Annotated in this window: 19 protein-coding genes and 1 pseudogene; 11 read left to right on the top strand and 9 right to left on the bottom strand. The window is 36.9% G+C overall.

Annotation, left to right across the window (positions count from 1 at the left end; all coding sequences use genetic code 11):
• Window positions 1–623: 623 nt before the first annotated feature.
• Window positions 624–3,377: a DNA polymerase I gene (gene polA / locus H4J73_RS09515; RefSeq protein ID WP_182180379.1), complete on the top strand. Its 2,754-nt coding sequence runs from the start codon at window positions 624–626 to the stop codon at window positions 3,375–3,377.
• A gap of 241 nt (window positions 3,378–3,618) precedes the next feature.
• Here polA and H4J73_RS09520 read toward each other — a convergent pair whose 3' ends face one another.
• On the bottom strand, window positions 3,619–3,801 hold the full coding sequence (locus H4J73_RS09520) for a hypothetical protein (RefSeq protein ID WP_220460066.1): 183 nt from the start codon (window positions 3,799–3,801) through the stop codon (window positions 3,619–3,621).
• Window positions 3,802–3,823: 22 nt separating this feature from the next.
• The gene (locus H4J73_RS09525) at window positions 3,824–4,690 is read right to left on the bottom strand and encodes an SPFH domain-containing protein (RefSeq protein WP_182180381.1); all 867 of its coding nucleotides are present in this window, start codon (window positions 4,688–4,690) and stop codon (window positions 3,824–3,826) included.
• A 210-nt stretch (window positions 4,691–4,900) separates the two neighbouring features.
• Between H4J73_RS09525 and H4J73_RS09530 the strand changes: the two genes are divergently transcribed.
• The 3 genes from H4J73_RS09530 (at window position 4,901) to greB (ending at window position 9,429) form a co-directional block, all read left to right on the top strand.
• The gene (locus H4J73_RS09530) at window positions 4,901–7,750 is read left to right on the top strand and encodes a pitrilysin family protein (RefSeq protein WP_259366648.1); all 2,850 of its coding nucleotides are present in this window, start codon (window positions 4,901–4,903) and stop codon (window positions 7,748–7,750) included.
• 399 nt (window positions 7,751–8,149) lie between these two features.
• Complete coding sequence (locus H4J73_RS09535; RefSeq protein WP_182180383.1) at window positions 8,150–8,869, top strand: helix-turn-helix domain-containing protein; 720 nt, start codon at window positions 8,150–8,152, stop codon at window positions 8,867–8,869.
• Between the two features lie 86 nt (window positions 8,870–8,955).
• Window positions 8,956–9,429 (top strand): transcription elongation factor GreB, encoded by a 474-nt coding sequence (greB, locus tag H4J73_RS09540; RefSeq protein ID WP_182180385.1) that lies wholly within the window; start codon window positions 8,956–8,958, stop codon window positions 9,427–9,429.
• Window positions 9,430–9,740: 311 nt separating this feature from the next.
• On the opposite strand, the gene H4J73_RS09545 is transcribed toward greB, so the two are convergent.
• On the bottom strand, window positions 9,741–10,598 hold the full coding sequence (locus H4J73_RS09545) for a peptidylprolyl isomerase (RefSeq protein WP_182180387.1): 858 nt from the start codon (window positions 10,596–10,598) through the stop codon (window positions 9,741–9,743).
• A gap of 115 nt (window positions 10,599–10,713) precedes the next feature.
• Here H4J73_RS09545 and H4J73_RS09550 point away from each other — a divergent pair, with 115 nt between their 5' ends.
• Both H4J73_RS09550 and H4J73_RS09555 read left to right on the top strand, forming a co-directional pair.
• On the top strand, window positions 10,714–11,424 hold the full coding sequence (locus tag H4J73_RS09550; protein WP_182180389.1) for a DUF445 domain-containing protein: 711 nt from the start codon (window positions 10,714–10,716) through the stop codon (window positions 11,422–11,424).
• Between the two features lie 268 nt (window positions 11,425–11,692).
• A complete protein-coding gene (locus H4J73_RS09555; protein ID WP_182180391.1) occupies window positions 11,693–12,880 on the top strand; it encodes an amino acid aminotransferase in 1,188 nt (395 codons plus the stop codon).
• A gap of 141 nt (window positions 12,881–13,021) precedes the next feature.
• On the opposite strand, the gene H4J73_RS09560 is transcribed toward H4J73_RS09555, so the two are convergent.
• Window positions 13,022–13,633 (bottom strand): DUF952 domain-containing protein, encoded by a 612-nt coding sequence (locus H4J73_RS09560; RefSeq protein WP_182180393.1) that lies wholly within the window; start codon window positions 13,631–13,633, stop codon window positions 13,022–13,024.
• Between the two features lie 219 nt (window positions 13,634–13,852).
• Here H4J73_RS09560 and glpE point away from each other — a divergent pair, with 219 nt between their 5' ends.
• Both glpE and glpG read left to right on the top strand, forming a co-directional pair.
• Window positions 13,853–14,182, top strand: coding sequence for a thiosulfate sulfurtransferase GlpE (glpE, locus tag H4J73_RS09565; RefSeq protein WP_404851851.1), 330 nt, complete (start codon window positions 13,853–13,855; stop codon window positions 14,180–14,182).
• A 13-nt stretch (window positions 14,183–14,195) separates the two neighbouring features.
• Window positions 14,196–15,068, top strand: coding sequence for a rhomboid family intramembrane serine protease GlpG (gene glpG / locus H4J73_RS09570; RefSeq protein WP_182180395.1), 873 nt, complete (start codon window positions 14,196–14,198; stop codon window positions 15,066–15,068).
• Window positions 15,069–15,120: 52 nt separating this feature from the next.
• Here the strand turns inward: glpG and H4J73_RS09575 are convergent, their stop codons facing one another.
• The gene (locus H4J73_RS09575) at window positions 15,121–15,513 is read right to left on the bottom strand and encodes a flagellar basal body-associated FliL family protein (protein ID WP_182180397.1); all 393 of its coding nucleotides are present in this window, start codon (window positions 15,511–15,513) and stop codon (window positions 15,121–15,123) included.
• Window positions 15,514–15,750: 237 nt separating this feature from the next.
• On the opposite strand from H4J73_RS09575, the gene H4J73_RS09580 reads away from it, so the two are divergent.
• Together H4J73_RS09580 and ubiA are read left to right on the top strand one after the other, a co-directional pair.
• The gene (locus H4J73_RS09580) at window positions 15,751–16,341 is read left to right on the top strand and encodes a chorismate lyase (protein ID WP_182180399.1); all 591 of its coding nucleotides are present in this window, start codon (window positions 15,751–15,753) and stop codon (window positions 16,339–16,341) included.
• Window positions 16,342–16,498: 157 nt separating this feature from the next.
• On the top strand, window positions 16,499–17,362 hold the full coding sequence (gene ubiA, locus H4J73_RS09585; RefSeq protein WP_182180401.1) for a 4-hydroxybenzoate octaprenyltransferase: 864 nt from the start codon (window positions 16,499–16,501) through the stop codon (window positions 17,360–17,362).
• Window positions 17,363–17,456: 94 nt separating this feature from the next.
• On the opposite strand, the gene plsB is transcribed toward ubiA, so the two are convergent.
• Window positions 17,457–19,898, bottom strand: coding sequence for a glycerol-3-phosphate 1-O-acyltransferase PlsB (gene plsB, locus H4J73_RS09590; protein WP_182180404.1), 2,442 nt, complete (start codon window positions 19,896–19,898; stop codon window positions 17,457–17,459).
• 124 nt (window positions 19,899–20,022) lie between these two features.
• Between plsB and H4J73_RS09595 the strand changes: the two genes are divergently transcribed.
• Window positions 20,023–20,508 (top strand): NYN domain-containing protein, encoded by a 486-nt coding sequence (locus H4J73_RS09595; RefSeq protein WP_182180406.1) that lies wholly within the window; start codon window positions 20,023–20,025, stop codon window positions 20,506–20,508.
• A 150-nt stretch (window positions 20,509–20,658) separates the two neighbouring features.
• Here H4J73_RS09595 and H4J73_RS20480 read toward each other — a convergent pair whose 3' ends face one another.
• The 3 genes and pseudogenes from H4J73_RS20480 to H4J73_RS09605 all read right to left on the bottom strand — a co-directional run bounded on the left by H4J73_RS20480 (window position 20,659) and on the right by H4J73_RS09605 (window position 22,747).
• Window positions 20,659–20,988 carry a hypothetical protein gene (locus tag H4J73_RS20480; protein WP_259367936.1) on the bottom strand — a complete coding sequence of 110 codons (330 nt, stop codon included), beginning with the start codon at window positions 20,986–20,988 and terminating at the stop codon, window positions 20,659–20,661.
• 105 nt (window positions 20,989–21,093) lie between these two features.
• Window positions 21,094–21,186, bottom strand: a pseudogene (locus H4J73_RS21000) (type IV pilin protein); the annotation flags it as partial.
• Window positions 21,187–21,298: 112 nt separating this feature from the next.
• Window positions 21,299–22,747, bottom strand: a complete 1,449-nt coding sequence (locus H4J73_RS09605) for a response regulator (protein ID WP_182180408.1) — start codon at window positions 22,745–22,747, stop codon at window positions 21,299–21,301.
• Window positions 22,748–23,056: the final 309 nt, after the last annotated feature.

Consider the following 23,056-nt stretch of genomic DNA (forward strand, 5'->3'; position numbering starts at 1 on the left):
CATTGTAATGTTATCTACTCAATAAAGGTCTGACCAGGTAGGTCTAAAATAAAAAAATTTACAGGCTAGGTTATAAAATACCGGCAATGAAGATATTGTAAATATATTAAGGAGCTTTTTTAGCGTAGCTTGAGTATAAATCTAAGAATTTTAAATAAATTAATTTTCATATTTTTACCTTGATAATCGCGCAAAGTCTTACTGTTATTCGCTTATGTTTTTTTAGTTATTTAAAGGGTAAATATCTCACTAAAAATAATTTAATAATTGTCTGGCATTGAGGAAGAATTCTGGTATTCTCTTACATCGTTTATTTAAGTAGCACAAAAAACACACAATTAATAAGGTGCTGAAAACGTACAGGATAAATTTTTATCCACATAAATAAAAATAAAAATAAATATGTAAAAAATAAATTACAAACAACTTTTTCCTATTAAAATCAAACCATTATGCATATAAGTGCCGCAACAATCTTTTTGTTGTGATGGTTTTCTTTGTTGTTTTCAACATACTTATCCACAATTTCAATGATCTTTCGAGACTAATTCTATAGATTAAGTGGAGAGAATGTACCGATTATGGCATCCTTAGCCAAATTTCACTTCTAGTCGCATATCATCATGACAAACTCTGCTTTATCGCCACTCATTTTAGTAGATGGTTCTTCGTACTTATTTCGTGCTTACCATGTGCCATATCTACAAGCTTTATCGACAAAAGATGGGCAACCTACCGGTGCTATTACTGGCGTGTTGAATATGTTAAAAAGTCTTAAAAAAGACTACCCAAATGGCAATGTTATTGTGATATTTGATGCGAAAGGGAAGACCTTTCGTAATGACATGTATCCTGAATATAAAGCTAACCGTCCACCAATGCCGGATGATCTACGCACTCAAATCGCGCCCATACATGAAATTGTTGAAGCTATGGGGTTACCATTATTAGTAATAGAAGGCGTAGAAGCTGATGATGTTATTGGCACTTTGGCGGATCAAGCCAGTAAAGCAGGCATCGATACGGTCATTTCAACGGGTGACAAAGACATGGCGCAGTTAGTTGACAAACACGTCACGCTTATTAATACCATGACTGATGTAAGAATGGATGTCGCAGGTGTCGTTGAAAAATTTGGCGTGCGCCCTGATCAAATAATTGATTATTTAGCGTTGATGGGAGATAAGGTCGATAATATTCCAGGCGTTAATAAGTGTGGTCCTAAAACAGCGGTTAAATGGTTGTTGGAACATGAAAACCTAGACAATGTAATGGCTAATGCTGATAACGTCAAAGGAAAAATTGGTGAATATTTGCGTGAAGCGCTCAAATTTTTGCCGCTTTCTTATGAGCTGGCGACGATTAAGCTTGATGTGCCACTAGAGCAAACAGCTGAGCAACTTCAACCCATTGAAGCCAATATTGAAAAACTCACCGAGCTATATACTAAATATGAACTGCGCCGATTATTAGCTGATTTGCAAAAAGGCAATTTAGCTAGTTCGGTTGTATTAGAAAGTTCAAGCAGTGAAATGATTGAAGAAGATATACCTGTAGCAGATGCTATTGAAACTGATTATCAAATTATTTTCAATGAAGCTGATTTTGCTTCATGGTTAGCTAAATTAAAAAAGGCGGATCTATTTGCTTTTGATACTGAAACAACCAGTGTTGATTATATGAAAGCAGAGCTGGTTGGTTTATCCTTTTCTATTGAAATAGGCACTGCCGCTTATGTGCCGTTGATGCACGATTACTCTGGTGCACCACAGCAACTCGATCGTGATTGGGTGTTGGCACAACTAAAACCCCTTTTAGAAGATAAAAGCCAAGCAAAGGTTGGTCAGAACTTAAAGTATGATGCCAATGTACTTTCACATTACGATATTGAAATGCAAGGTATTACTTTTGATACCATGATTGAATCTTATTGTTTAAATAGTGTTGCGACTCGCCATAATATGGACGCGTTAGCGACTAAGTATTTAGGCTATAAAACGATCAGTTTTGAAGACATTGCGGGTAAAGGTGCTAAAAAATTAACCTTTAATCAAATAGAAATTGATAAAGCGGGACCTTATGCTGCTGAAGATGCCGATATCACTTTACGCTTGCACCAAGCTATTTTTTCTAAATTGGCAAAGCATAAAGACCAGTTATCTGTATTTACTGATATTGAAATGCCATTACTACCTGTTTTAGCGCGTATGGAACAACACGGTGTCTTAATCGATTCTGATCTGTTGAATGAACAAAGTCATGCGCTTGGCATGCGTTTACAAGCATTAGAAATTGAAGCACACGATATTGCTGGGCAAGTCTTTAATCTTTCATCACCCAAACAATTGCAAAAAATACTGTTTGAAGAATTAAAAATTCCCGTTATAAAGAAAACGCCCAAAGGTGCGCCTTCGACAGCAGAAGAAGTGTTACAAGAACTCGCGCTTGATTACGCTTTACCTAAAGTTATATTAGAAAATAGAGGATTGAGTAAACTTAAATCCACCTACACCGACAAATTACCATTGTTAGTGTGTAAGTCAGGACGAGTGCACACCTCTTATCAACAAGCTGTTGCAGCGACGGGGCGGTTATCTTCGACCGATCCAAATTTACAAAACATTCCTATTCGTAGTGAAGAAGGCCGTAAAATTCGTTTGGCTTTTATTGCACCTGAAAATCATAAAATTGTTGCGATAGATTATTCTCAAATAGAGCTACGTATTATGGCGCATTTATCAGATGATCCAGGTTTAGTGGCTGCTTTTTCTGAAGGACGTGACGTACACAAAGCAACAGCAGCTGAAATATTTGATGTTGATTTAGGTGACGTTACTGTTGATCAGCGCCGTAGTGCTAAAGCGGTAAATTTTGGTTTGATTTATGGTATGTCTGCTTTTGGTTTAGCAAAACAACTTGATGTACCTCGTCATCGTGCCCAAGAATATATGGATAAATATTTTCAACGCTATCCTAATGTTATGGCTTACATGGAAGACACGCGTCAGCAAGCGGCAGAACAAGGCTTTGTTGAAACATGCTTTGGGCGTCGTTTGTATCTACCCGATATTAAAGCGAAGAATGCGATGCGCAGAAAAGGGGCTGAACGTGCCGCTATTAACGCGCCAATGCAAGGCACCGCAGCAGATATTATTAAAAAAGCGATGTTAGCAGTAGATGAATGGATACAAGCGCAGAATGATCCACGTATTAAAATGACAATGCAAGTTCACGATGAATTAGTGTTTGAAATTCATCAAGATATCGTTGATGAAACCACTGCGAAGCTTGTTGAAATTATGAATGGAGCTGTCGAATTAAAAGTACCGCTAATTGCTGAAGCAGGTATGGGTGATAACTGGGAGCAGGCGCATTAAACGTGTAAATTACTTTTTGTAATTTAAAAACTAAAATGTAATCTAATTACATAATTTACTTTACAGAAGTAGAATAATCACTCTATAATGTAGTTGTTCCCTAGTGAACGCTTGTTGTAATAATTTGTATATTCTAGCTCTCCTCATAGCTAATCAACCGATGACTTTGTCATCGGTATTTTTTTACCTAAAATATAGTGAAATTACACTATGTAATTATATTTCAGTATATTTAAAAATGTTAGCTTTGTGGATCAATAATGGGCTCCACCACTTTGGGCTTACTTCGGCCTGACTTTCGCAAGGCATCACGCAGTACGTACTCTATTTGCGCGTTTAAACTCCGTAATTCATCATCAGACCAACGTTGCATGGCAGATAGTATTTCTTCATTAATACGCAGCGGGTATGCTTTTTTTGCCACAATATTCTCACTTTATTGACGATTAATATAAGCTTCCGGTATTTACTATCGGTTGAGCGGCTTCATCACTACATAAAACGACTAATAAGTTACTGACCATCGCTGCTTTTCTCTCTGCATCAAGCTCGACAATCTGACGCTCTTCTAATTTCGTTAAAGCCATTTCAACCATACCTACTGCACCTTCAACGATGGTTCTACGTGCAGCAATAATTGCCATGGCTTGTTGGCGCCTTAACATGGCATTTGCTATTTCTGGCGCATAGGCCAAATGACTAATACGAGACTCAATTACCGTTACACCTGCTTTTTCTAACCTATCTTGCACTTCAACTTTTAAAGCAGCAGAAATTTGAGTAGGATCGCTTCGTAAAGAAATATCGTCATCTTCGTGATGGTCATAAGCATAACTGGTGGCTAAATTACGTAATGCGGACTCACTTTGAATAGAAACAAAATCTTCATAATCATCAACCTGAAAGACAGCTTCGGCTGTATCTGTGACTTCCCAGACAATAACCGCTGCAATCTCAATGGGATTACCATTTTTGTCATTCACCTTAAGTTTACTACTTTCAAAGTTTCTCACACGTAAAGAGACCCGCATTTTTGTGTAAAAGGGGTTGGCCCAGCGCAAGCCTGAATCGTGAACGGTACCCGCGTACTTACCAAATAATTGCATTACTCGAGCTTCTTTGGGATTGACCATAAAAAAGCCAAACCAACAAATAAAAATTACAAGAGTGACCAGCAAACCAATAATAGCCAGAGTGACATTCTTATTTGTTATGTTACTAACTAAGAAAGTAAAAGCACCGATCTGTGATGCCAGTAAAACAAAAATAAACATAATGCCATTAGGAGCTTTGATTTCTTTTTCTGTAATCATGGTATTCTCAGTAGGATTTTAACAAGTGATATCATTATGATATCACTATTGATTTTTTTCAAGTGTTCAAAGCGTGAAGGGTTAACAAAGAAGTAACAAAGTATTACTAAAATGAAATATCATTGGCAAAGGAACTAAGCAAATAATATATTGTACGTAACTATTGGCGCTGATTCTCAGTGCTAGGAAAAATCCGCTAAGGAGCATAAATTGAAAAAATGGAGCATCCCACTGCTATTAACTTGTTTAGCAGCCTGTGAACAAACCACCCCAATAACGACAATGGCTGAATCGACATTACCAGCAGGTGTTAGTTTTGTTGAGCAAGTAAAGGCAGAAGCGGGTAAAACCGTTATTCCTTATCAAAAATATACACTAAGCAATGGTTTGACAGTGATCCTTCATCAAGATGCTTCTGACCCATTAGTTCATGTCGATATGACCTACCATGTAGGTTCAGGTCGTGAAGAATTAGGTAAATCAGGTTTTGCACATTTTTTTGAACATATGATGTTTCAAGGCTCTGAAAACGTAGCTGATGAGCAACACTTTAAAATAATTACCGAAGCTGGTGGTACCTTAAATGGTACAACCAATAGTGATCGTACGAATTATTTTCAAACGGTTCCTGCTAACCAATTAGAAAAAATGTTGTGGTTAGAGTCTGACCGTATGGGGTTTTTAGTTGATGCGGTAACACAAGAAAAATTTGAAGTGCAACGCGAAACAGTAAAAAATGAGCGCGGTCAACGTGTTGATAACCGACCATATGGGCAATTAAATGAACGTGTTTCAGAAACACTATACCCAGCAGGTCATCCATATTCATGGCCAGTCATTGGTTTTATGGATGATTTAAATCGTGTCAATGTTAACGATTTAAAAGCTTTTTTCTTAAAATGGTATGGTCCTAATAATGCAACATTAACCATTGGTGGTGATATTGATGCTATGGCAACACTTGCGCTTGTCGAGCAATACTTTGGTTCAATACCTCGTGGCCCTGAAACGAGCATGCCTGAAAAACCTACATTTAGCCTAAACGAAGATCGTTATATTTCAATGGAAGACAATGTTCACTTACCTTTAGTTTATATGTCTTATCCAACCGTTTCTGTTCGCCATGAAGATGAAGCGCCGCTTGATGTTTTATCAAGTATTTTAGGTGGTGGTAAAACGTCACTGCTTTATAAAAATTTAGTTAAAAATCAACTTGCTGTTCAAGCTTCTGTAGGTCATCCGTGTGCAGAATTAGCCTGTACATTTACCTTGTTAGCTTTACCACATCCGGCATCAGGCAAGACTTTAGCCGATATTGAAAAAGTTATTCGCGACAGTTTAGTCGAATTTGAAGAGCGTGGTGTTCAAGACGATGATTTAGCGAAAGTTAAAGCAAGTATGGAAGCAAGCTTCATTTTTGGTCTGCAAAGTGTTGCCGGTAAAGTAAGTACACTTGCTGCTAACCAAACATTTAAAGGTGACCCCAACTATATTGAACAAGATCTTGCTCGTTATGCCAATGTCACTAAAGCTGATGTTATGCGTGTCTTTAAAAAGTACATTAAAGATCAACATGGTGTGATTATGAGTATCGTGCCAAAAGGTAAACTTGATTTAATTGCAGCGAAAGATAATTTCACTCCAGCACCACGTAGTCAAGGTGAAGCATCAAAAACTTCAGCAGACAGTTTAGTCGTGCGTAAAGCTCAAGATAATTTTGACCGGAGTAAAATGCCGATATCAGGTGCTAATAAAGCGGTATCTGTACCTACAATGTGGAACAAAACATTAGCTAATGGTATTAAAGTACTGGGTACGCAAAGCATTGAAACGCCAACGACATCACTCTTGTTAAAAATTCCTGCGGGTCATTACTACGCTGATAAAGAGAAAGCGGGTGTTGTTTCTTTATTGGCAAGCGTATTGAACGAATCGACCACCAAACGTAGTGCAGAAGATATGAGTAATGAGCTGCAAAAATTAGGTAGCTCAATAGCTATCTATGCAGGTACTCAATACCTTAATGTTAATGTGAGTACGTTAACAAAAAATCTTGATGCAACAATGGCGTTAGTTAACGAAAAACTTATGCACCCAGCATTTCTTGATGCAGAATTCGCTCGTAATAAGAGTAATGCTATTCAGGGCGCAATTAACAGTAAGAAAGATGCAGGTTACTTAGCAACAACCGCTTATCGTCAATTACTGCAAGCTGATAACATTGCGGCTACTTCAAGCCAAGGTTCAGAGCAAAGCATCAATAATGTGATGTTGGCTGATGTTAAAGCTTTTTATCAACAGCAAGTTAAACCGGCTAATAGTCAGTTAATTGTCGTATCAGACCTTAAAGAAAAAGCGTTAGTTAAATCACTTAATGTGTTTTCAGCATGGCAAGGAAAAGGAAAAAGCTTAGTATTATCGCTGGCTAATCCAACAGCAAAAACAGGTGTTATTTATTTAGTTAATAAAGAAGGCGCAGCACAATCAGCCATTCGTATCGGTAAACGTTCTATTACACAAGATATTACTGGTGAATATTACAAGTCATACTTAATGAACTTTCCATTAGGCGGTGCTTTTAATAGCCGTATTAACTTAAATCTTCGCGAAGATAAAGGTTATACCTATGGTGCTCGTTCAGGCTTTAGCGCCGACAAGTTTTCTGGTACTTTTACCGCTTCAGCTGAAGTTCGTGCTGATGTTACTGATAAATCAATTGTTGAGTTTGTTAACGAAATAAAGGGGTATCAAGCTGAAGGTATTACGGCTGAAGAACTCAGTTTTATGCGTAATGCTATTAACCAACAAGATGCTTTGGAATATGAAACACCCCGCGCAAAGTTAAGTTTTTTAGCACAAATCTTAGAACATGATTTAACGGCAAGCTTTGTTAAGGAACGCGCTGAAATTGTTAAAATGATCAGTGCAGACGAAATCAATGCACTAGCGAAAAAGCACCTAAACTTAGCGGATATGTTAATGGTTGTTGTGGGTGATGCTAAAACATTAAAACCACAACTTGAAGCATTAGGTTATGAAGTGGTTAGTTACGAAATCTAAAATAACCGTGATTATGTTATGAAAATTGTGAATATTTCATAACGAATACCAAAAGCCTTAACTTTGGAAAAAGTTAAGGCTTTTTTATGCCAGTATGTTGCGATGGCAAGGAGCTATGATGTTCAAAAAGTCTTTCTCAGACATCCTGCCTTCAAGGCATTAGTGCATCCTTGCACGTCAACGGTCATAATAAATACTCTGCTTACCCATGAGGTATGGTTTGTTTAGATAAATAAGTATCTATTGATAATTATTCCTTAACTAGATGGCTAGTATTCATCATATTCTTCAATATGTTTTCATATTCATCTTTCTATTCCTGATATGATAGCCAAGAATTCGCTATGAAATTCACGACTTATGTGAATGTTTACTTAAAACGGATTAAAGGAAACAAACATGAAACTTGGCGATAAAATAAAACAATTACGTAATGATGCAGAGTTAACTCAACCTGAATTAGCAGAAAAAGCACAAATAGAACAATCGTATTTATCAAAACTTGAAAATGAAAAGGGTACCCCTTCTTTTGCAGTGATTGAAAAAATAGCGAACGCTTTTGATCTAACTGGTATGGCATTGATAGAAAGTTTAGACATTAGTTACGTACAAGAGCAGCTTACACATATTCCAGAAATAGCAGTTCAGGCAGCGGAAAAAAGTCGGTTAGAAGAAGAGAAAATTAAAAAGTGGTACTTACAAGGAGTATTGTTAATTGTCTTTGGCATTGCTTTATATTTCATTGGGACTCGCGGAATTTTTATTTCTAAAAACCTCTATGAATATTCTTCGGCTGGTTTTATTGAGGTAGGTGAGCCGTTAGAAAGATATAAGACCTCACTTATTGGTATTATTAATGAAAATGACGAAGAGTTGGATCTTCGTATTAAGGAAAATCGTAAGCGCTTAAATGAAGTGCAATTAAAAGAGAGTTTCTACCGAGGAGATAGTTTTGTTGAATCTTATGGAGAAAAAAGACGTTACTTTGAACTAACTAAAGAGAAATTCTATAGTAGCATTTACCCAAAATCCAATGATGTTATAGCGTTACTAGGCATAATGTCATTTATTTCAGGGTGGTTTTTAATGTTCTTTATTTATCGTTTTACTCGTAAATAAAATCGATTTTTATCACTGTCATCTTTTCTAGTCAGTTCAGTTTAATCCTGTCACAATAAATGCTCGGTAAATAGTGGGTTAAAAGTATGAAACGAAGTAATTACATTACCCGCCAAGGCTGGGACTGCTTAGATAAAGAGTTGAAATATTTATGGAAAGAAGAACGTCCTCTTATTACTAGATCAGTTTCTGAAGCTGCGGCTCAAGGCGATAGAAGTGAAAATGCCGAGTATATTTATGGTAAGAGACGTTTACGCGAAATTGATCGGCGAGTACGTTTTTTAGTTAAACGTACCGAAGACTTAACCATTGTTTATTATGATCCTAAGCAAGAAGGAAAAGTGTATTTTGGGGCCAGGGTAACACTTGTCAATGAAGACGATAAAGAAGTGACTTATCGCGTTGTTGGTCCTGATGAGTGGGATGTGAAAAAAGGTGAAATTAGCCTCGACTCTCCTATGGCGAGAGCGCTTATCGGAAAAAGGGTTGATGATGAAGTCGTCGTACAAACGCCTGAAGGTGAACGTATTTTTGATATTGTAAAAATTTGGTACAAATAATATCAAACGCAATTTTGGTTACATCGTTGATGCGCTAAGTGGTTAATGTCAAATTAAAATTAAAATTAAAATTAACAGACAGTCACCATTTATTCGATTCATTAAACGTAATAGTCCATCAAGATCATTCACAATTTTATTCCATAATTCCAAGGGGTTAATTGTTGTATTTTATATTTTTACTGGTGGGTAGCCAAACAGGGTTAATCAACGAATAGATTAATTAAATAGCCGTGAATAGGCTTAAAGAAATGAGCGTGTGTGGAGGTAGATAATACACACTCATAATTGTCATGGTATAAATCGCTATTCTATTTTGCTATACGGCTTAGTACGGGGGTTTGACAAACATCTAATACCGGTGGAGGTTTTTTGTAGAAAAAAGCATTCTCACGCTTTTTGCGTTTTTCGATCATGTCACTATAGGCGGGGTGTTCAGTATTTTGTACCTGTAATAATATTTGTTTTTCTTTGGGAACATCACTCATCATTTGCATACTGAGCATCGGCGTAAAATCTTTTTTATTAACCGGAATATCACCTTCAATAACCGATGTTCTTGTGACCGCTTGTATATTATTCATGCCATAAACTACGCGACCAAATACGGTCATAATACGATCTAAGTAACGTGTGGCTTGACCATTCACTATATAAAAGTGGCTTGAAGCAGAGTCAGCTTCATTACCACGAGCCATTGCTACCACCCCTGGGCAATGTGTTAGCCAAGCTTTTTTCTCGCTGGGATTATGTGCTAAAGAAAAACCGTCTTTAAAACCGGTTTGTTCGGCGAATAAGTCATTGTTTTGAATTTTAGTGAACTGCCAATTTTTATCGGTAGTAAAATCACCTTCCATTTTTAATATTGGTACAGATTTATCAGCAGGGCTGCCATCGTCAGGCCCTCCTTGAGCGACAAAACCATCGATAACACGATAAAATTTATTGCCGTTATAATGACCTGATTTAACGAGCTTTATAAACTGTTTAACATGCGTAGGAGAAAACTGTGGAGCAAGTTCAATGACTACTTTCCCATGGGGGAGTATTAACAATACTGTTTTTTTTACGTCTAATGACCGCCATTCATTTTCTAGGTCGTTGTTGTCTGCAAAAGCAGTAAAACTAGCAAGTAAGCTACTGATCGCTAAAATAACGATGATCTTCATAACGTGTCCTTCATTTTTATTATTTACATCTCACTATACAGCAAAAGACTTGGCGCAAAACCATGCAATTGTTAACATAGCGCGATAGAAACTTACGTAAATTTTGGGGTACTCAGTGAATAAAAGCTTTATGACCAATATCATCGCCTTGCTTGCCACTTTAGCGGGTTATTTTTTCGAGCAACCTTTACTTTTTACGATTGGTTTATTTGCTTTGTCAGGTGCATTTACCAATTGGATTGCCATACATATGCTTTTTGAAAAAGTGCCTTTTTTATATGGTTCTGGTGTTATTCCAGCACGCTTTGAAGATTTTAAAAAGGCAATTAAAGAGCTAATGATGGAACAGTTTTTTACTGAAGAAAATATTGACCGATTTTTATCCGGTGGTTCGGGTGGTGTCGCGTCTTTAGATTTAAGTCCCGTTATTGAAAAAATAGATTTAAATCCAGCTTTTGATGATTTAGTTGATGTGATTGAGAAATCATCGTTTGGCGGTATGTTAGCCATGGTTGGAGGTAGTGAAGCGTTGCAGCCTTTAAGGCAACCATTTATTGAAAAAATGAAAGTTACTGTCGGTAAAATTTCACAAAGTGAGGCGTTTAATAATATCCTCAAAGATGAGTTAGAGCAGCCAAGTGTGATAGCTGACATGCGTGAAAAAGTGAGTGAAATAATTGATCAAAGATTAAATGAACTTACGCCACAGCTTGTAAAGGAAATTATCCAAGCGATGATCCGCAAACACTTAGGTTGGCTTGTTGTCTGGGGGGGCATATTTGGTGGTGTTATTGGCTTTATCGCCGCTGTTACTAATAATTTCTAAGATTTTATACTCCACTTTACCGCAACGAATTCTGTATGGAATTCTGTATGGAATTCGTTGCGAAACTTTTTACCATAAACAACAAAATTGTCCTTGTTATTCCTTAGTCCCTTTTGTGCTATTGGTTGATGCAATTTATTAGTTTAAACGCTTTAATTTTCACCTTATTGGGGCTATGCTTGCGCTTTAAACATAGGGATTTATTTCTCTTGTTGAGCGACATCGTTCAATTAAGAAAATTCCGTCATTGAATAAGGTAACTGGAGACATGTTTGGTAGCTTAAAGGCTTTGCCTGCCGATCCTATTTTAGGCTTGTTGGCTAAATATCGTGAAGACTCAAACCCACATAAAATTGATTTAGGTGTGGGTGTTTATAAAAATGAAGCGGGTCATACGGCTATTTTAGATTGTGTGAAAGCAGCTGAAAAATATCGTAACGATCACGAAGATACCAAAGTATATATTGGTCCGACAGGTTCTCCTGTATTCAATGAAGAAATGAGCAAGTTAATTTTCGGTCATCATAAAGTGCTTATCGAAAATAGAGCGCGCACTGTTTCTACTCCAGGCGGAACAGGTGCATTGCGTGTTGCTGCTGAATTTATTAAATCGTGTAAAGCTGGCGCTACCATTTGGGTAAGTAATCCAACGTGGGCGAACCATACCGGTTTATTTGAAGCGGCTGGTCTAACGGTTAAAACTTACCCGTATTACGACCATGAAAACAAATCGCTTGATTTCGACGGTATGTTAGCAGCATTAAAAGAAGTTAGCAGCGATGATGCAGTGCTATTACATGCCTGTTGTCATAACCCAAGTGGTATGGACTTAAACAATGAACAATGGCAGCAAGTGGTTGAAGTGGCTAAAGATGTTGGTTTCTTACCGCTAGTTGATATGGCTTACCAGGGTTTTGGTATTGGCTTAGATGAAGATGCTTACGGTCTACGTTTAATGGCTGAAAACGTCAAAGAAATGATTGTCTGCAGTTCATGTTCTAAAAACTTTGGTTTATACCGTGAGCGTATTGGTGGTTGTACTATTATTGGTGAATCCTCAGCCGCAGTAGATGTTGCTCAGTCAGTATTGCTTTATGTTATTCGTGTTATTTACTCTATGCCGCCAGCACATGGCGCGGCATTAGTTGAAACAATTTTAAGTTCTGATGAATTACGTACACAGTGGCATGCAGAATTAAAAGTAATGCGTGACCGTATTAATGGAAATCGTCAATTACTCGTTGATAAATTAGTAGAAAACGGTGTTACTCGCGACTTTAGCTTTATTACTCGTCAAATGGGTATGTTCTCATTCTTGGGGATTACTCTGGAGCAAGTGCAACAATTGCAAGACGAATACAGTATTTATATGGTCGGTTCAAGCCGTATGAGTATTGCGGGTATTGCTAATAGTAATGTTGATTACTTGGCACAATCTATCGCGAAAGTATTGTAGGTTCCTTATTTTGTAAGCGTTAAAGTTTTTAATATGCTAAACGCTTGATAAAATATTAAAAGCCAAAACATGAAAATGTTTTGGTTTTTTTGTTTTAGGGCATTGTTAAATAAAGAAGTCTTTTTGTTTTACTTTTAGTCACTAAAGCTGAAATTTTCCCTCTTCATTAAGCGATATTTCTTCAATCGCGGTGACAGCATTCATATTTAATGGTCCATATATATGAGGGTATAAACCACCGGTTGCAGGTTCCCATTTTACTTCAGGTAATATTAATTTTTTATCAACAATCAAGATAAGTGGCTGAACTTTATCTTTATAATACTTATTGGCAAGACGGTTTAATTGACTTTTTGGCGTCGCATGAATAAAGCCTTCACTGGCTAATGAGTCACGTATTAGTTTACCTTCGGTTAGCGCTTGCTGATATTCAGCTTGTGAAGATAACAAGTAAATGTAGTGATCACTGAGCCCGGCATACATGCGAATAAAAGTGCTAGTGAGCGTTTGTTGCTCATCTTTTTGATAGAGGTAGTCAACACGAAATATCCCTTTAATATTGTTATTTTCAATAGACTGACTAACAATGCTAATTTCTGCCCGAGCAGTCCAATCAATATTTGTTAACCAGACAGGAACATCACCAGCGAGATGTTGATGACCCTTTCGTTCAAAAGCATAGGTTTTTCCGCGCACTAATTCTGTGTAATCATCTGAACGTAGAATGGAATTGTTTGCTATTTTAAAGCCCATGAGGTTTCCTGTATATCATTGCATTTAGTGAGAGTGATGAACGTATTAGTCGTCTATATTACCGATAAGTACACAAGCTTTAAATGGCAAACAGCAAAGAATGTTTTTATAGGGTAAGACCCATGACCAATCAATATGTACTTTCCTGTGTTTTGAATAGTAACGGCTAGATATAAAATTATGCTACATTAACGGCGTAAATTTTTAGGGAAATAAAAAATGACTGAACAAACAAATTTTAAACATATGCAACTTGCCACTTTACACGAAAGTTTAAGTGAAAAAACACACGTTGTTGTCGATATTCGTGACGCTGCTTCTTTTCAAGCAAACCATATTCCTGGCGCCATTCATTTGAGTAATGAAAACTTTGCTGACTTCATTCGTGAAGCTGACTTAGATGCGCCCGTTGTTGTTTGTTGTTATCACGGTATTTCTAGCCAACAGGCTGCAGATTTTCTAATTAGCCAAGACTTTACTGAAGTGTATTCACTTGATGGTGGTTTTACTGATTGGCAGTTACGTTTTCCACAAGATGTAGAACACTAAATGGTTGCGCATAATGTCGGAATCTAATTCAACTGATGATCTAAGCCCGTTAGTACAAGTTAAGCAGCATAATATTGCTTTGTTGTTTGCAAATTACTTAACCAGTTTAGATATTGACGCGAAAGTACAGAAGCATGACAGTGATTTTGTTATTTACTGCGCAGCGACTAAGGTCAATCAAGCAAAAGAAATTTTTGCAGAATTTATTGACAATCCTTACCAAGAAAAATATCAGCAAGCCGCATGGCAAACAGGTGAACTCGCGCAAGTTCAGGATAATTCGCCGTCATTAATCACAAGTTTTAAGCAGCAATTTCTTGCTCATGCGGGCGGGGTAACCTTAACGGTCTTTGCAGTGTGTTGGTTAGTTTTTGTGATGAGTTTGTTGGGTTTTTCACAGCCTATCTTTCAGCGATTACATTTTTATCCTGAGTTAACGCTTGATGCCTTTTTCGACTCGCCATTACGGTTATTAGGCCCAGCACTGTTTCATTTCTCATGGTTGCATATTGTCTTTAATACCATGTGGTGGTGGCAATTAGGTGGCAGTGTAGAACGTGTCTTAGGTAAAGGAGCGCTCATTAATTTATTTTTGATCACCGCTCTTGTTTCTAACCTGGGTCAGTTTATGGTTTCAGGCCCTAATTTTGGTGGCCTGTCGGGCGTTGTTTATGGCTTAGTGGGTTATGTTTGGTGGTATGGCTGGCTTGCACCTGAAAAAGGCTTAATGATTTCTAAACCTATTATTGGTTTTTTACTTTTTTGGCTTTTACTGGGATACGCAGATCTTCTCCCGATTAATATGGCAAATACAGCGCATTTATTAGGTTTAGTTAGTGGGTGTTTACTCGCAGCAGTAAATATTTTATTGATGAAACGACGTTAATTACGCAATGGAAACCGTAGGTCAACTTTACAGATCTACGGCGTTTTTTATTTTAGTTGTCTAACCACTGAGTGAAAAGTAACTTTTTAATTAATGGCTTACCTGTTTCTATCGTTAAAAGGTTTTTCACTTTTTCTTCACATAAACGCTGAATTTCATGGCGACCATTAATCGATTTTACTTTCGCTTCAGGCTGTTGGCCAATAATAGTAATAATTGCATCGCGTAGTAAGGGAGCGTGATGCTCTACCGTTTCATAGTTTGAAGAGTCTTCAATCATCAATTCAACAGTGAGACGAACGTATCCTAGCTTCTTTTTGACGGCTACATAGTTAGTGATAATAGCGGGTTCAAAGCCAAAATAAGCATAATCTGCTGCTTTAACTGAAGATAAAGGCAAAGAGAATGATAATAATGTCGCGAATATTAATAAGGTTTTTTTCATTTTGCCGCTCTAATTAACTGGAGAATTGAAAATACTATCGACTATAATACAATGAATCTTTAGCTTTTATTAGCAAATTTATTCGCTTTATTTTTTTTAGTACTCAAAGTACTTATCAACCACCAATTAAAACTCACTTTATATGCTTCTAAATTACCTGCGGCATAAACAAAACAAAACAATACTGATATGATGTGCAGGTTATTGTTTAATAAAAATAGTTATTAATTAGTTGTTATGAGCCAATCGCATCCATTATTCCCCATTACGATCAATACTACATGGCAGTCTCCTTTAGGTGTTTCACTTAATGATACTTTATTAAGCTGGTTACTCGACCCAAGCTCGTTAACGGCTCGATTAAGTCAATGCTGCCAACAGTTTCGTGTTGAAGTTTTGGGACAAGAAATTCAATTATGCTCAGAAGATGAATCAACAGCTGATATTAGCGTTGGTGAGCAAGTATTAGTGCGTGAGGTTTTGTTATATTGCGATGACATGCCCCAAGTCTTTGCGCGTAGTTTATTACCCTTGAAAAGTTTAACCGGTGAAGAACAGCAATTAGCGCACTTGGGTAACCAGTCGTTAGGGCAAGTACTCTTTAGCAAACAAGATTTATATCGTAAATGTATTGAAATTTCAGCTTTTTCACCAGACAGTGCTGTGGCTAAACTCGCTCAACAACTTGGATTACCAACTCAAAGCCTGCTTTGGGGGCGTCGTTCAACGTTTATGCTACACCGTAAGCCTTTAATGGTTGCTGAAATATTTTTGCCAAATGCCTTTGCATACCAATCTAATAAACCACAAGAAATAAAAGAATCATAGGAAAAAACATGACTAGCTTGGTTGCAGACAAGTGGCAGGGTATTGTAAAAATAACTCGTGCTGATAAACCTTTTAGGGTCACTTATTTATTTTTGCTTAATCGCTTTTTGTGTCAATGATATCGTTGTGCTCATTTACTTAAATCATAGGAAAAAACATGACTAGCTTGGTTGCAGACAAGTGGCAGGGTATTGTAAAAATAACTCGTGCTGATAAACCCATCGGCACTTATTTACTGTTATGGCCAACTTATTGGGCATTATGGATTGCTGGCGATGGTTTTCCAACATTACATTGGTTAGTTGTATTTACCTTGGGGGTTTTTGTAATGCGCAGTGCTGGCTGTGTTATTAATGACTGGGCTGATCGAAAAGTAGACGGACAAGTAAAGCGTACTCAGAATCGGCCGTTGGTTACAGGTTTGCTGACACCTAATGATGCGTTATCGATATTTGGTTTACTCATCGGTATTGCGCTTGGTTTAGTTTTAACACTAAGCTGGTACACCATTCAGCTTTCAGCTGTCGCGGTGCTACTCGCAGCAAGCTATCCTTTTATGAAGCGCTATACCCAATTACCTCAGGTCGTACTCGGTGCTGCGTTCAGCTGGGGAATGATTATGGCGTTCGCTGAAGGTATGGGAGAAATACCCACCGTTGCTTGGCTACTTTTTAGTGCTAACGTATTATGGACGGTGGCTTACGATACTATGTATGCGATGGTAGACCGCGATGACGATTTAAAAATTGGTGTTAAATCCACCGCTATTTTATTTGGTCAGCACGACAAACGCATTATTTTATTTCTTCAGTTAGCCACATTGGCGTTGTTAATGAGTGTGGGTGAAATACTCGCCTTTGGTTGGCCCTTTCAAGTAAGCCTTATAGTCGCAGCAGGGTTTTTCTGTTACCAACAAATTTTAATTGTGAATAGAGAACGTGATAAATGCTTTCAAGCTTTTTTGAATAATCATTACGTCGGATTAGTGGTTTTTATTGGTATATCAATAGAGTATTTGTAGCAAGGGGGTAAGTGAATTACTCAGTTGTGTTGTGTATTGTGTCATCCTAATGTTTATTAAAGATGACACAATACCCGGCCTTTTTATACTCTTGTTAACGAATAATACTTTGTAATACTTCAATGTCTATTAACTGAGTTACCGACGTTTTTAGTAACCCTAATGTACTACTATCAATAAGTTTATCGTTTTCATCTTTATTAATATAGCCTTGTTCAATCATGGCTTTAATTAAAATCCCTTGTGCTTTTTTATCAACAAATTCAGGAGCGTTAATATCATTTAATACCGATAATCGTTGAGCAATAGCAACAACTTTGTCTTCGAGATCATTTTTATTTATGGGTGACAATCGACTGATCAATGAACAAATAATAGTAAATCGCTGGACAGTTTCGTTAATACACTCACCAATTAGTCGAATATTACGGTTAAGTTCAATATCGTGTACAACACTATAAAACCCTGCTTTGCTTTGTGTAATAAGACCTTGGGCATATAAAAAATTTAATATTTGTTCTGTTTGTTGAACAACCTCGTCTTCGTCTTGCCATAAAAACAAATCTATTTTCACTAAGCTGATAATACGTTGAACTTGCATTAATAAAGTCTCTTTATTAATTTTACTGTGGCGCTCTAACAAACGACAAATAAGTGCAGGCAATATATAGCTATGTAAAATATTATTACGGTAGTAGCGCATTTCTAACGTTGCTGTTTCAGACAATGAAATAATGTCGCCGTAACTGTCTTGATTAACGGTCACTTTATTAAGTGAGATAACTTCGTCAAGGAGTTGCTGGCCATTTTCGCTAGGGATAGTCAGTTGTTCGCTATAAGGAGCACTGCGCTGTAAGTTTAAAAATAGATCGAGCTGACTGATCAATTCTGTTTTAGCAAGCGCCTTATTTTTACAAGCATGCAAGATAAGAGCAACAAGGGCGGTTCCGTTAATCGCAGCACTTTGATTAATATGCATCATCACTTGATCCGCTAGAATATTAACGCTGGGTGTTAACCAGGCTGGTTTTTGGGGATCGATAAGGTCAATGTCTTCTTTCCAGTTAGGTACCTGTTTATTTAAGAACTGGTTAATATTAATAGGTTCACCAAAATTTACAAACCCTTTACCGTAGTTTCGTAAGTTTTTAATGGCTTTAATAACCCCAAAGATAGACTCATTTTTTTTCTGGCTACCACTTAATTCTTTGTGGTATGTACCCACTTCCATAACATGTTCGTAACCTAAATAAACTGGCACTAAAGTTAATGGGCGGTCAATGCCACGCAGTAAACTTTGTATGGTCATCGCGAGCATACCTGTTTTAGGTGTCAATAAACGGCCTGTTCTACTACGTCCCCCTTCAGTATAGTATTTTACCGAATAGCCACGTTCAAATAATAAGCCTAAATATTCACGGAAAATCGTTGAATATAAGCGGTTACCTTTGAAGCTACGGCGAATGAAAAATGCGCCCGCTTTACGGAATATAGGGCCTGCGGGCCAAAAATTCAAATTAATACCCGCTGCAATTCTTGGCGTAACTAAACCTTCTTGAAAAATGACATAGGTGAGCAGTAAATAGTCCATATGACTACGGTGACAAGGTACATAAATAATTTCATGCCCTTCTTGAGCAAGATCTCTTAGCACTTTTGCATTATTGATGTTAATACCACTGTACAAGCGATTCCATAACCAATTTAAGATACGCGCACCTAGGCGGACCATGGAATCGCGGTAATCACCAGCAATTTCATCCATAATGGCGAGAGCTTGTTTCTTTATTTCATCTTCACTTGTCGCTTTGCTTTTTGCTTCATCACGAATCAGACGTTTTATTGAAGGGTTAGCTAATAGTGTGGCAAACATTTGTTGGCGATGCATTAACCTTGGGCCTGTTGTTGCAATGGTTTGGCGGTAAAAATGAAACCGAGCAATACGCATTAACTTTTGTGCGCTCGCTTGAGTTGTTCCATGCTTGTCTGCCATTAAACGAAACGAAATAGCTTCACTAAAACGTACAATAGAATTACGGCCTAAGAATAAAACAATGAAAAATTTACGTAACCAAGAAGGCGACTCTTGATCTGCTAACACTGTGCCAATATTGGCATTGTTATGTTCTTTGGTTGGAGTACGTCCCCAAATAACATGAGCGGGGATCAATTGGGCATCTAATGCTTCGTTTATGCTGTGTTGTTTTAATAATTCAAACCCTTGAGTTATGGCTTGGGTATGGCCGGCTTTTCGCCAACGAAATAGCGGCGTGGGCTTTTCTAAACACAATAAGCGTGAAAAATTTTGCTCGTTAATGGTTATCGGGCTGAGGGGATCAGGAAGCTTTAGGCTTTTACATGCTTTTCGTAATGCGAGAATATCACTGGCCGATTGATGACGAATAACATAAAACTGGGGTTGCTCAAGTTTTACTTCTTCTGACGCTAAATAGTTGTCAGGCATAATCTTGCTGCGTACGAGTAACTTTATAGGGAAACGTAATAAGAAATAGAATAGTAAACGTATGGCTGACATCGTATTTTTCTCTGGATTATTATACTTTTAGGCGTGTTTTTAATGGTAAGTTTATTGTAGCATGTTGCATCTAGTTTGTCGTATTGACGGCTATAACTCATATATTTCATCATCGAGTACTTAAATGACCACAAAACTTAACAGAATAGCTATCTTTGTAGATGTACAAAATATTTATTATACCACCCGTGATAGTTTTCAAAGGCAGTTTAACTACCGTAAGTTTTGGCAACAAATTAGTGAACAAGGCGATATTGTTATTGCGAATGCTTATGCTATTCAACGCAGCGATGATGCTCAACATAAATTTCAAAAAGCGTTAAAACACATTGGCTTTGAAGTAAAGCTCAAGCCTTTTATTCAGCGCAGAGATGGCTCAGCAAAAGGTGACTGGGACGTCGGAATTACGATTGATGTTCTGGAACATGCAGATAATGTTGACACGGTTATTTTATTATCAGGAGATGGCGATTTTGATTTACTGCTTAAAAAAGTTAAAGAGCGTTATGGTGTTAACACACAGGTTTATGGAGTGTCTGCTTTGACGGCTAATTCATTAATTAATGCAGCCGATGATTTTTTTCCAATTGATGACTGGTTGTTATTGTAGAAACGGTTATAAATACAATCAAAGTATAGTGGTCAGCAATAATAACCACTGGGAATCATCAGAGGAATACGACCAAGTATCAGCCTTATATGTAGTAAGTGTGTTAAGTAAGCAGGTAGACAATAGAACGTTTAGGTCGTGTTCTGTTGATTAACAACCATCATCAATCACATCGTATTTTGGACCTACTGTTTTATATTGTCTTTGGGTACATCTAAAGTTACCGTTGTCGTCACTGACTTGATTGTTACTATTGGCATCATAACCAATATAGACAAAGTTTACGTCTTGTTCTTCAAAGACCTTGCTACCAGAGAGTTTAAATAGATCTGAAACATTAACTTGTTTGTAGAGTTTATGATTATCAATGTAAGAGTGTAATAACCTTAAACCTGCAGTCGTGAGGTCAATCACGCCATTGCCATCTATGCCGATTAAATTAGCTTGGCCTGTCATAGGGAATGTGACATTGCTTGGCATTTTTGACTTTAAAAAGATCAAGCGATTTACGACCTTTGCACTCTCACTAAATTGGGTCAGTACCGCTATTTTTGCATCTTTTGATAAGTTGATAAATTTGGATAATGTCGCCGCAGACAGTATGCCTAATATTACGATGACTACGACTAATTCAATTAAAGTGAAACTTTTACTTCTCTTTATTGACTGGATACGAATGACTTACATATTGTCTTTTAACGATACTTGCTTAAGCGTTAAGTGATATGAGAAGTCGTAAACTTTAGCGGTATTAGGACAAATAATGAACTATTTTAGCGGTTGCCTTACATTAGTGGTTTGCACTTCTTGATAAAAATGATTTCTTAGGGACTTTAAAAAAATGTACATCTCCAGCACTTTTATGATGAACACCTAGAGAACCCTCGTATTCATTGATGATTTTTTGACAAAGTAATTGATTTAAAGATTCTGTTTGAAGTAAATTTTCAGGGAAGCCTTCTATGGTAAAAGGCGTAGTGGTTTTTTCTGAATTTGAAGAGGAAAGTGACGTATGTTCAACTTCAAAAACAATATCATCATTTTGTGAATAAAGCCTTATGTTAAGTTCTCCTCCGTTATGAGAGCGCAATACGGCATCATGGGTTAATTGGTTTATAACTTGACCAATTTGCTCAGGAACGGATAAATCTTTGATATCCTCATCAAGCGATTTATTCACTATAATGTTATGCAGTTTATCTCTGCTTGATTCTAGATATAGTTGTGTTGATATCATCGATTGTAATGAGTATGACTTTAATACGGATTTTTGCATGTAGCTTGAAACAGCAAAGTAACTTAATAAACTATCAAAGGTATTACTTAACTTCTCTTTGCATATCAGGCTGATTTCTTTAAAGGTATTGTATTGTTCTTTACTGACTTTTTTTTCTAATAAACAATCATTAACCGTTGTTAAAACGTAGATAGGATCAGATATTTCCTTAGAAAGGTTATTAACAATTTTTTTATAGTCACTTAAGGTGTGTTTGTCTTTATTTATTTTGTGGACATTAAAAATCAGTTTTCTAAGGGTTAAAGTAAAGAGTTCATTATCAAAAGGCTTAATAAAGACATCATCAGCACCATTAGTTAGGAATTTTATAGCACCATTTCTACTTCCGGTTAGGCCAATAAAAATAAATGGTCGGTTTAAAAACGTCTCTTTGATTTCCTGCATCAATTGGCAACCATCTTTACATGGCATTTCATAATCAAGTATCAGCATATTTACAGAAGGTGTTAACGTTAAACGCTCGATGACTTTTTCGCTGTTAAGCTCAATATCGTTGCGAATAAACTCGCTGCTTAATAAGTTGGCAACAATGCGACTATCGACTCTGGAGTCATCGACGACTAACGCATGCTGAAAGCGATAAATATCATGTTGCCGGATAAAACCATAAATAAGAGCCGTTAGCTCGCTATTATTTTCGCTAACAACCATATCAATATAATGCGCTTTGGCTGTTCTTTCCATTTCAAAATTTAAATTATGGGTGATCAATAACGTTGGTACATTTTGCTTTAAGTCAAGCAGAGTCATACTGTCTTCATCTATTTTTTCAATATAAAAGATGAGGTAATCAGTATTTTTAATAGGGGGATCTAGCGGTTGGGTAATATTATCAGTAGTGAATAATTGGATGTTTCCTAAAGATTCAGCCTCCAATACTGGCAGCAAACTTTTATTGACATGCTCTGGTAAGTTTACTAAAAATATATTTGAATTCATCATAACCGTTCCCTGTAATAGATAAGTCCTTTGGTAAATAAAAACCATTAGTGCTCAATAACTATACTATATTTTTCTATTTAGAGCAGTAGATGATGAAGTTTTTCTAAAATTTACTAGCGTCTCCTAAAAATTTTGTTTCATTATTGACGATTAACAGAGATATTTTTAGGAAATATCAACATATTCTATTGATGCAATTAGAACCGAACAATCAGGCACAGTTAAACTGGCTTATAGTATTTTACTGCAAACTGATCTTCCGGTTAAAAAAGCATGATCAAAGTGGCGTTACCACTCAGGAATATAAAG

Origin of the sequence: Colwellia sp. MB3u-41 (genome assembly GCF_014076845.1) — a bacterium.
Lineage (GTDB): Bacteria > Pseudomonadota > Gammaproteobacteria > Enterobacterales > Alteromonadaceae > Colwellia_A.

Coding starts and splice junctions, on each gene's coding strand:
- H4J73_RS09555 (WP_182180391.1), top strand. CDS start 11,693: ATGTTTGGTAGCTTAAAGGCTTTGCCTGCCGATCCTATTTTAGGCTTG.
- H4J73_RS09605 (WP_182180408.1), bottom strand. CDS start 22,747: ATGATGAATTCAAATATATTTTTAGTAAACTTACCAGAGCATGTCAAT.
- H4J73_RS09595 (WP_182180406.1), top strand. CDS start 20,023: ATGACCACAAAACTTAACAGAATAGCTATCTTTGTAGATGTACAAAAT.
- ubiA (WP_182180401.1), top strand. CDS start 16,499: ATGACTAGCTTGGTTGCAGACAAGTGGCAGGGTATTGTAAAAATAACT.
- plsB (WP_182180404.1), bottom strand. CDS start 19,898: ATGTCAGCCATACGTTTACTATTCTATTTCTTATTACGTTTCCCTATA.
- H4J73_RS09545 (WP_182180387.1), bottom strand. CDS start 10,598: ATGAAGATCATCGTTATTTTAGCGATCAGTAGCTTACTTGCTAGTTTT.
- H4J73_RS09575 (WP_182180397.1), bottom strand. CDS start 15,513: ATGAAAAAAACCTTATTAATATTCGCGACATTATTATCATTCTCTTTG.
- glpE (WP_404851851.1), top strand. CDS start 13,853: ATGACTGAACAAACAAATTTTAAACATATGCAACTTGCCACTTTACAC.
- polA (WP_182180379.1), top strand. CDS start 624: ATGACAAACTCTGCTTTATCGCCACTCATTTTAGTAGATGGTTCTTCG.
- H4J73_RS09535 (WP_182180383.1), top strand. CDS start 8,150: ATGAAACTTGGCGATAAAATAAAACAATTACGTAATGATGCAGAGTTA.
- H4J73_RS20480 (WP_259367936.1), bottom strand. CDS start 20,988: ATGCCAAGCAATGTCACATTCCCTATGACAGGCCAAGCTAATTTAATC.
- greB (WP_182180385.1), top strand. CDS start 8,956: ATGAAACGAAGTAATTACATTACCCGCCAAGGCTGGGACTGCTTAGAT.
- glpG (WP_182180395.1), top strand. CDS start 14,196: ATGTCGGAATCTAATTCAACTGATGATCTAAGCCCGTTAGTACAAGTT.
- H4J73_RS09580 (WP_182180399.1), top strand. CDS start 15,751: ATGAGCCAATCGCATCCATTATTCCCCATTACGATCAATACTACATGG.
- H4J73_RS09525 (WP_182180381.1), bottom strand. CDS start 4,690: ATGATTACAGAAAAAGAAATCAAAGCTCCTAATGGCATTATGTTTATT.
- H4J73_RS09560 (WP_182180393.1), bottom strand. CDS start 13,633: ATGGGCTTTAAAATAGCAAACAATTCCATTCTACGTTCAGATGATTAC.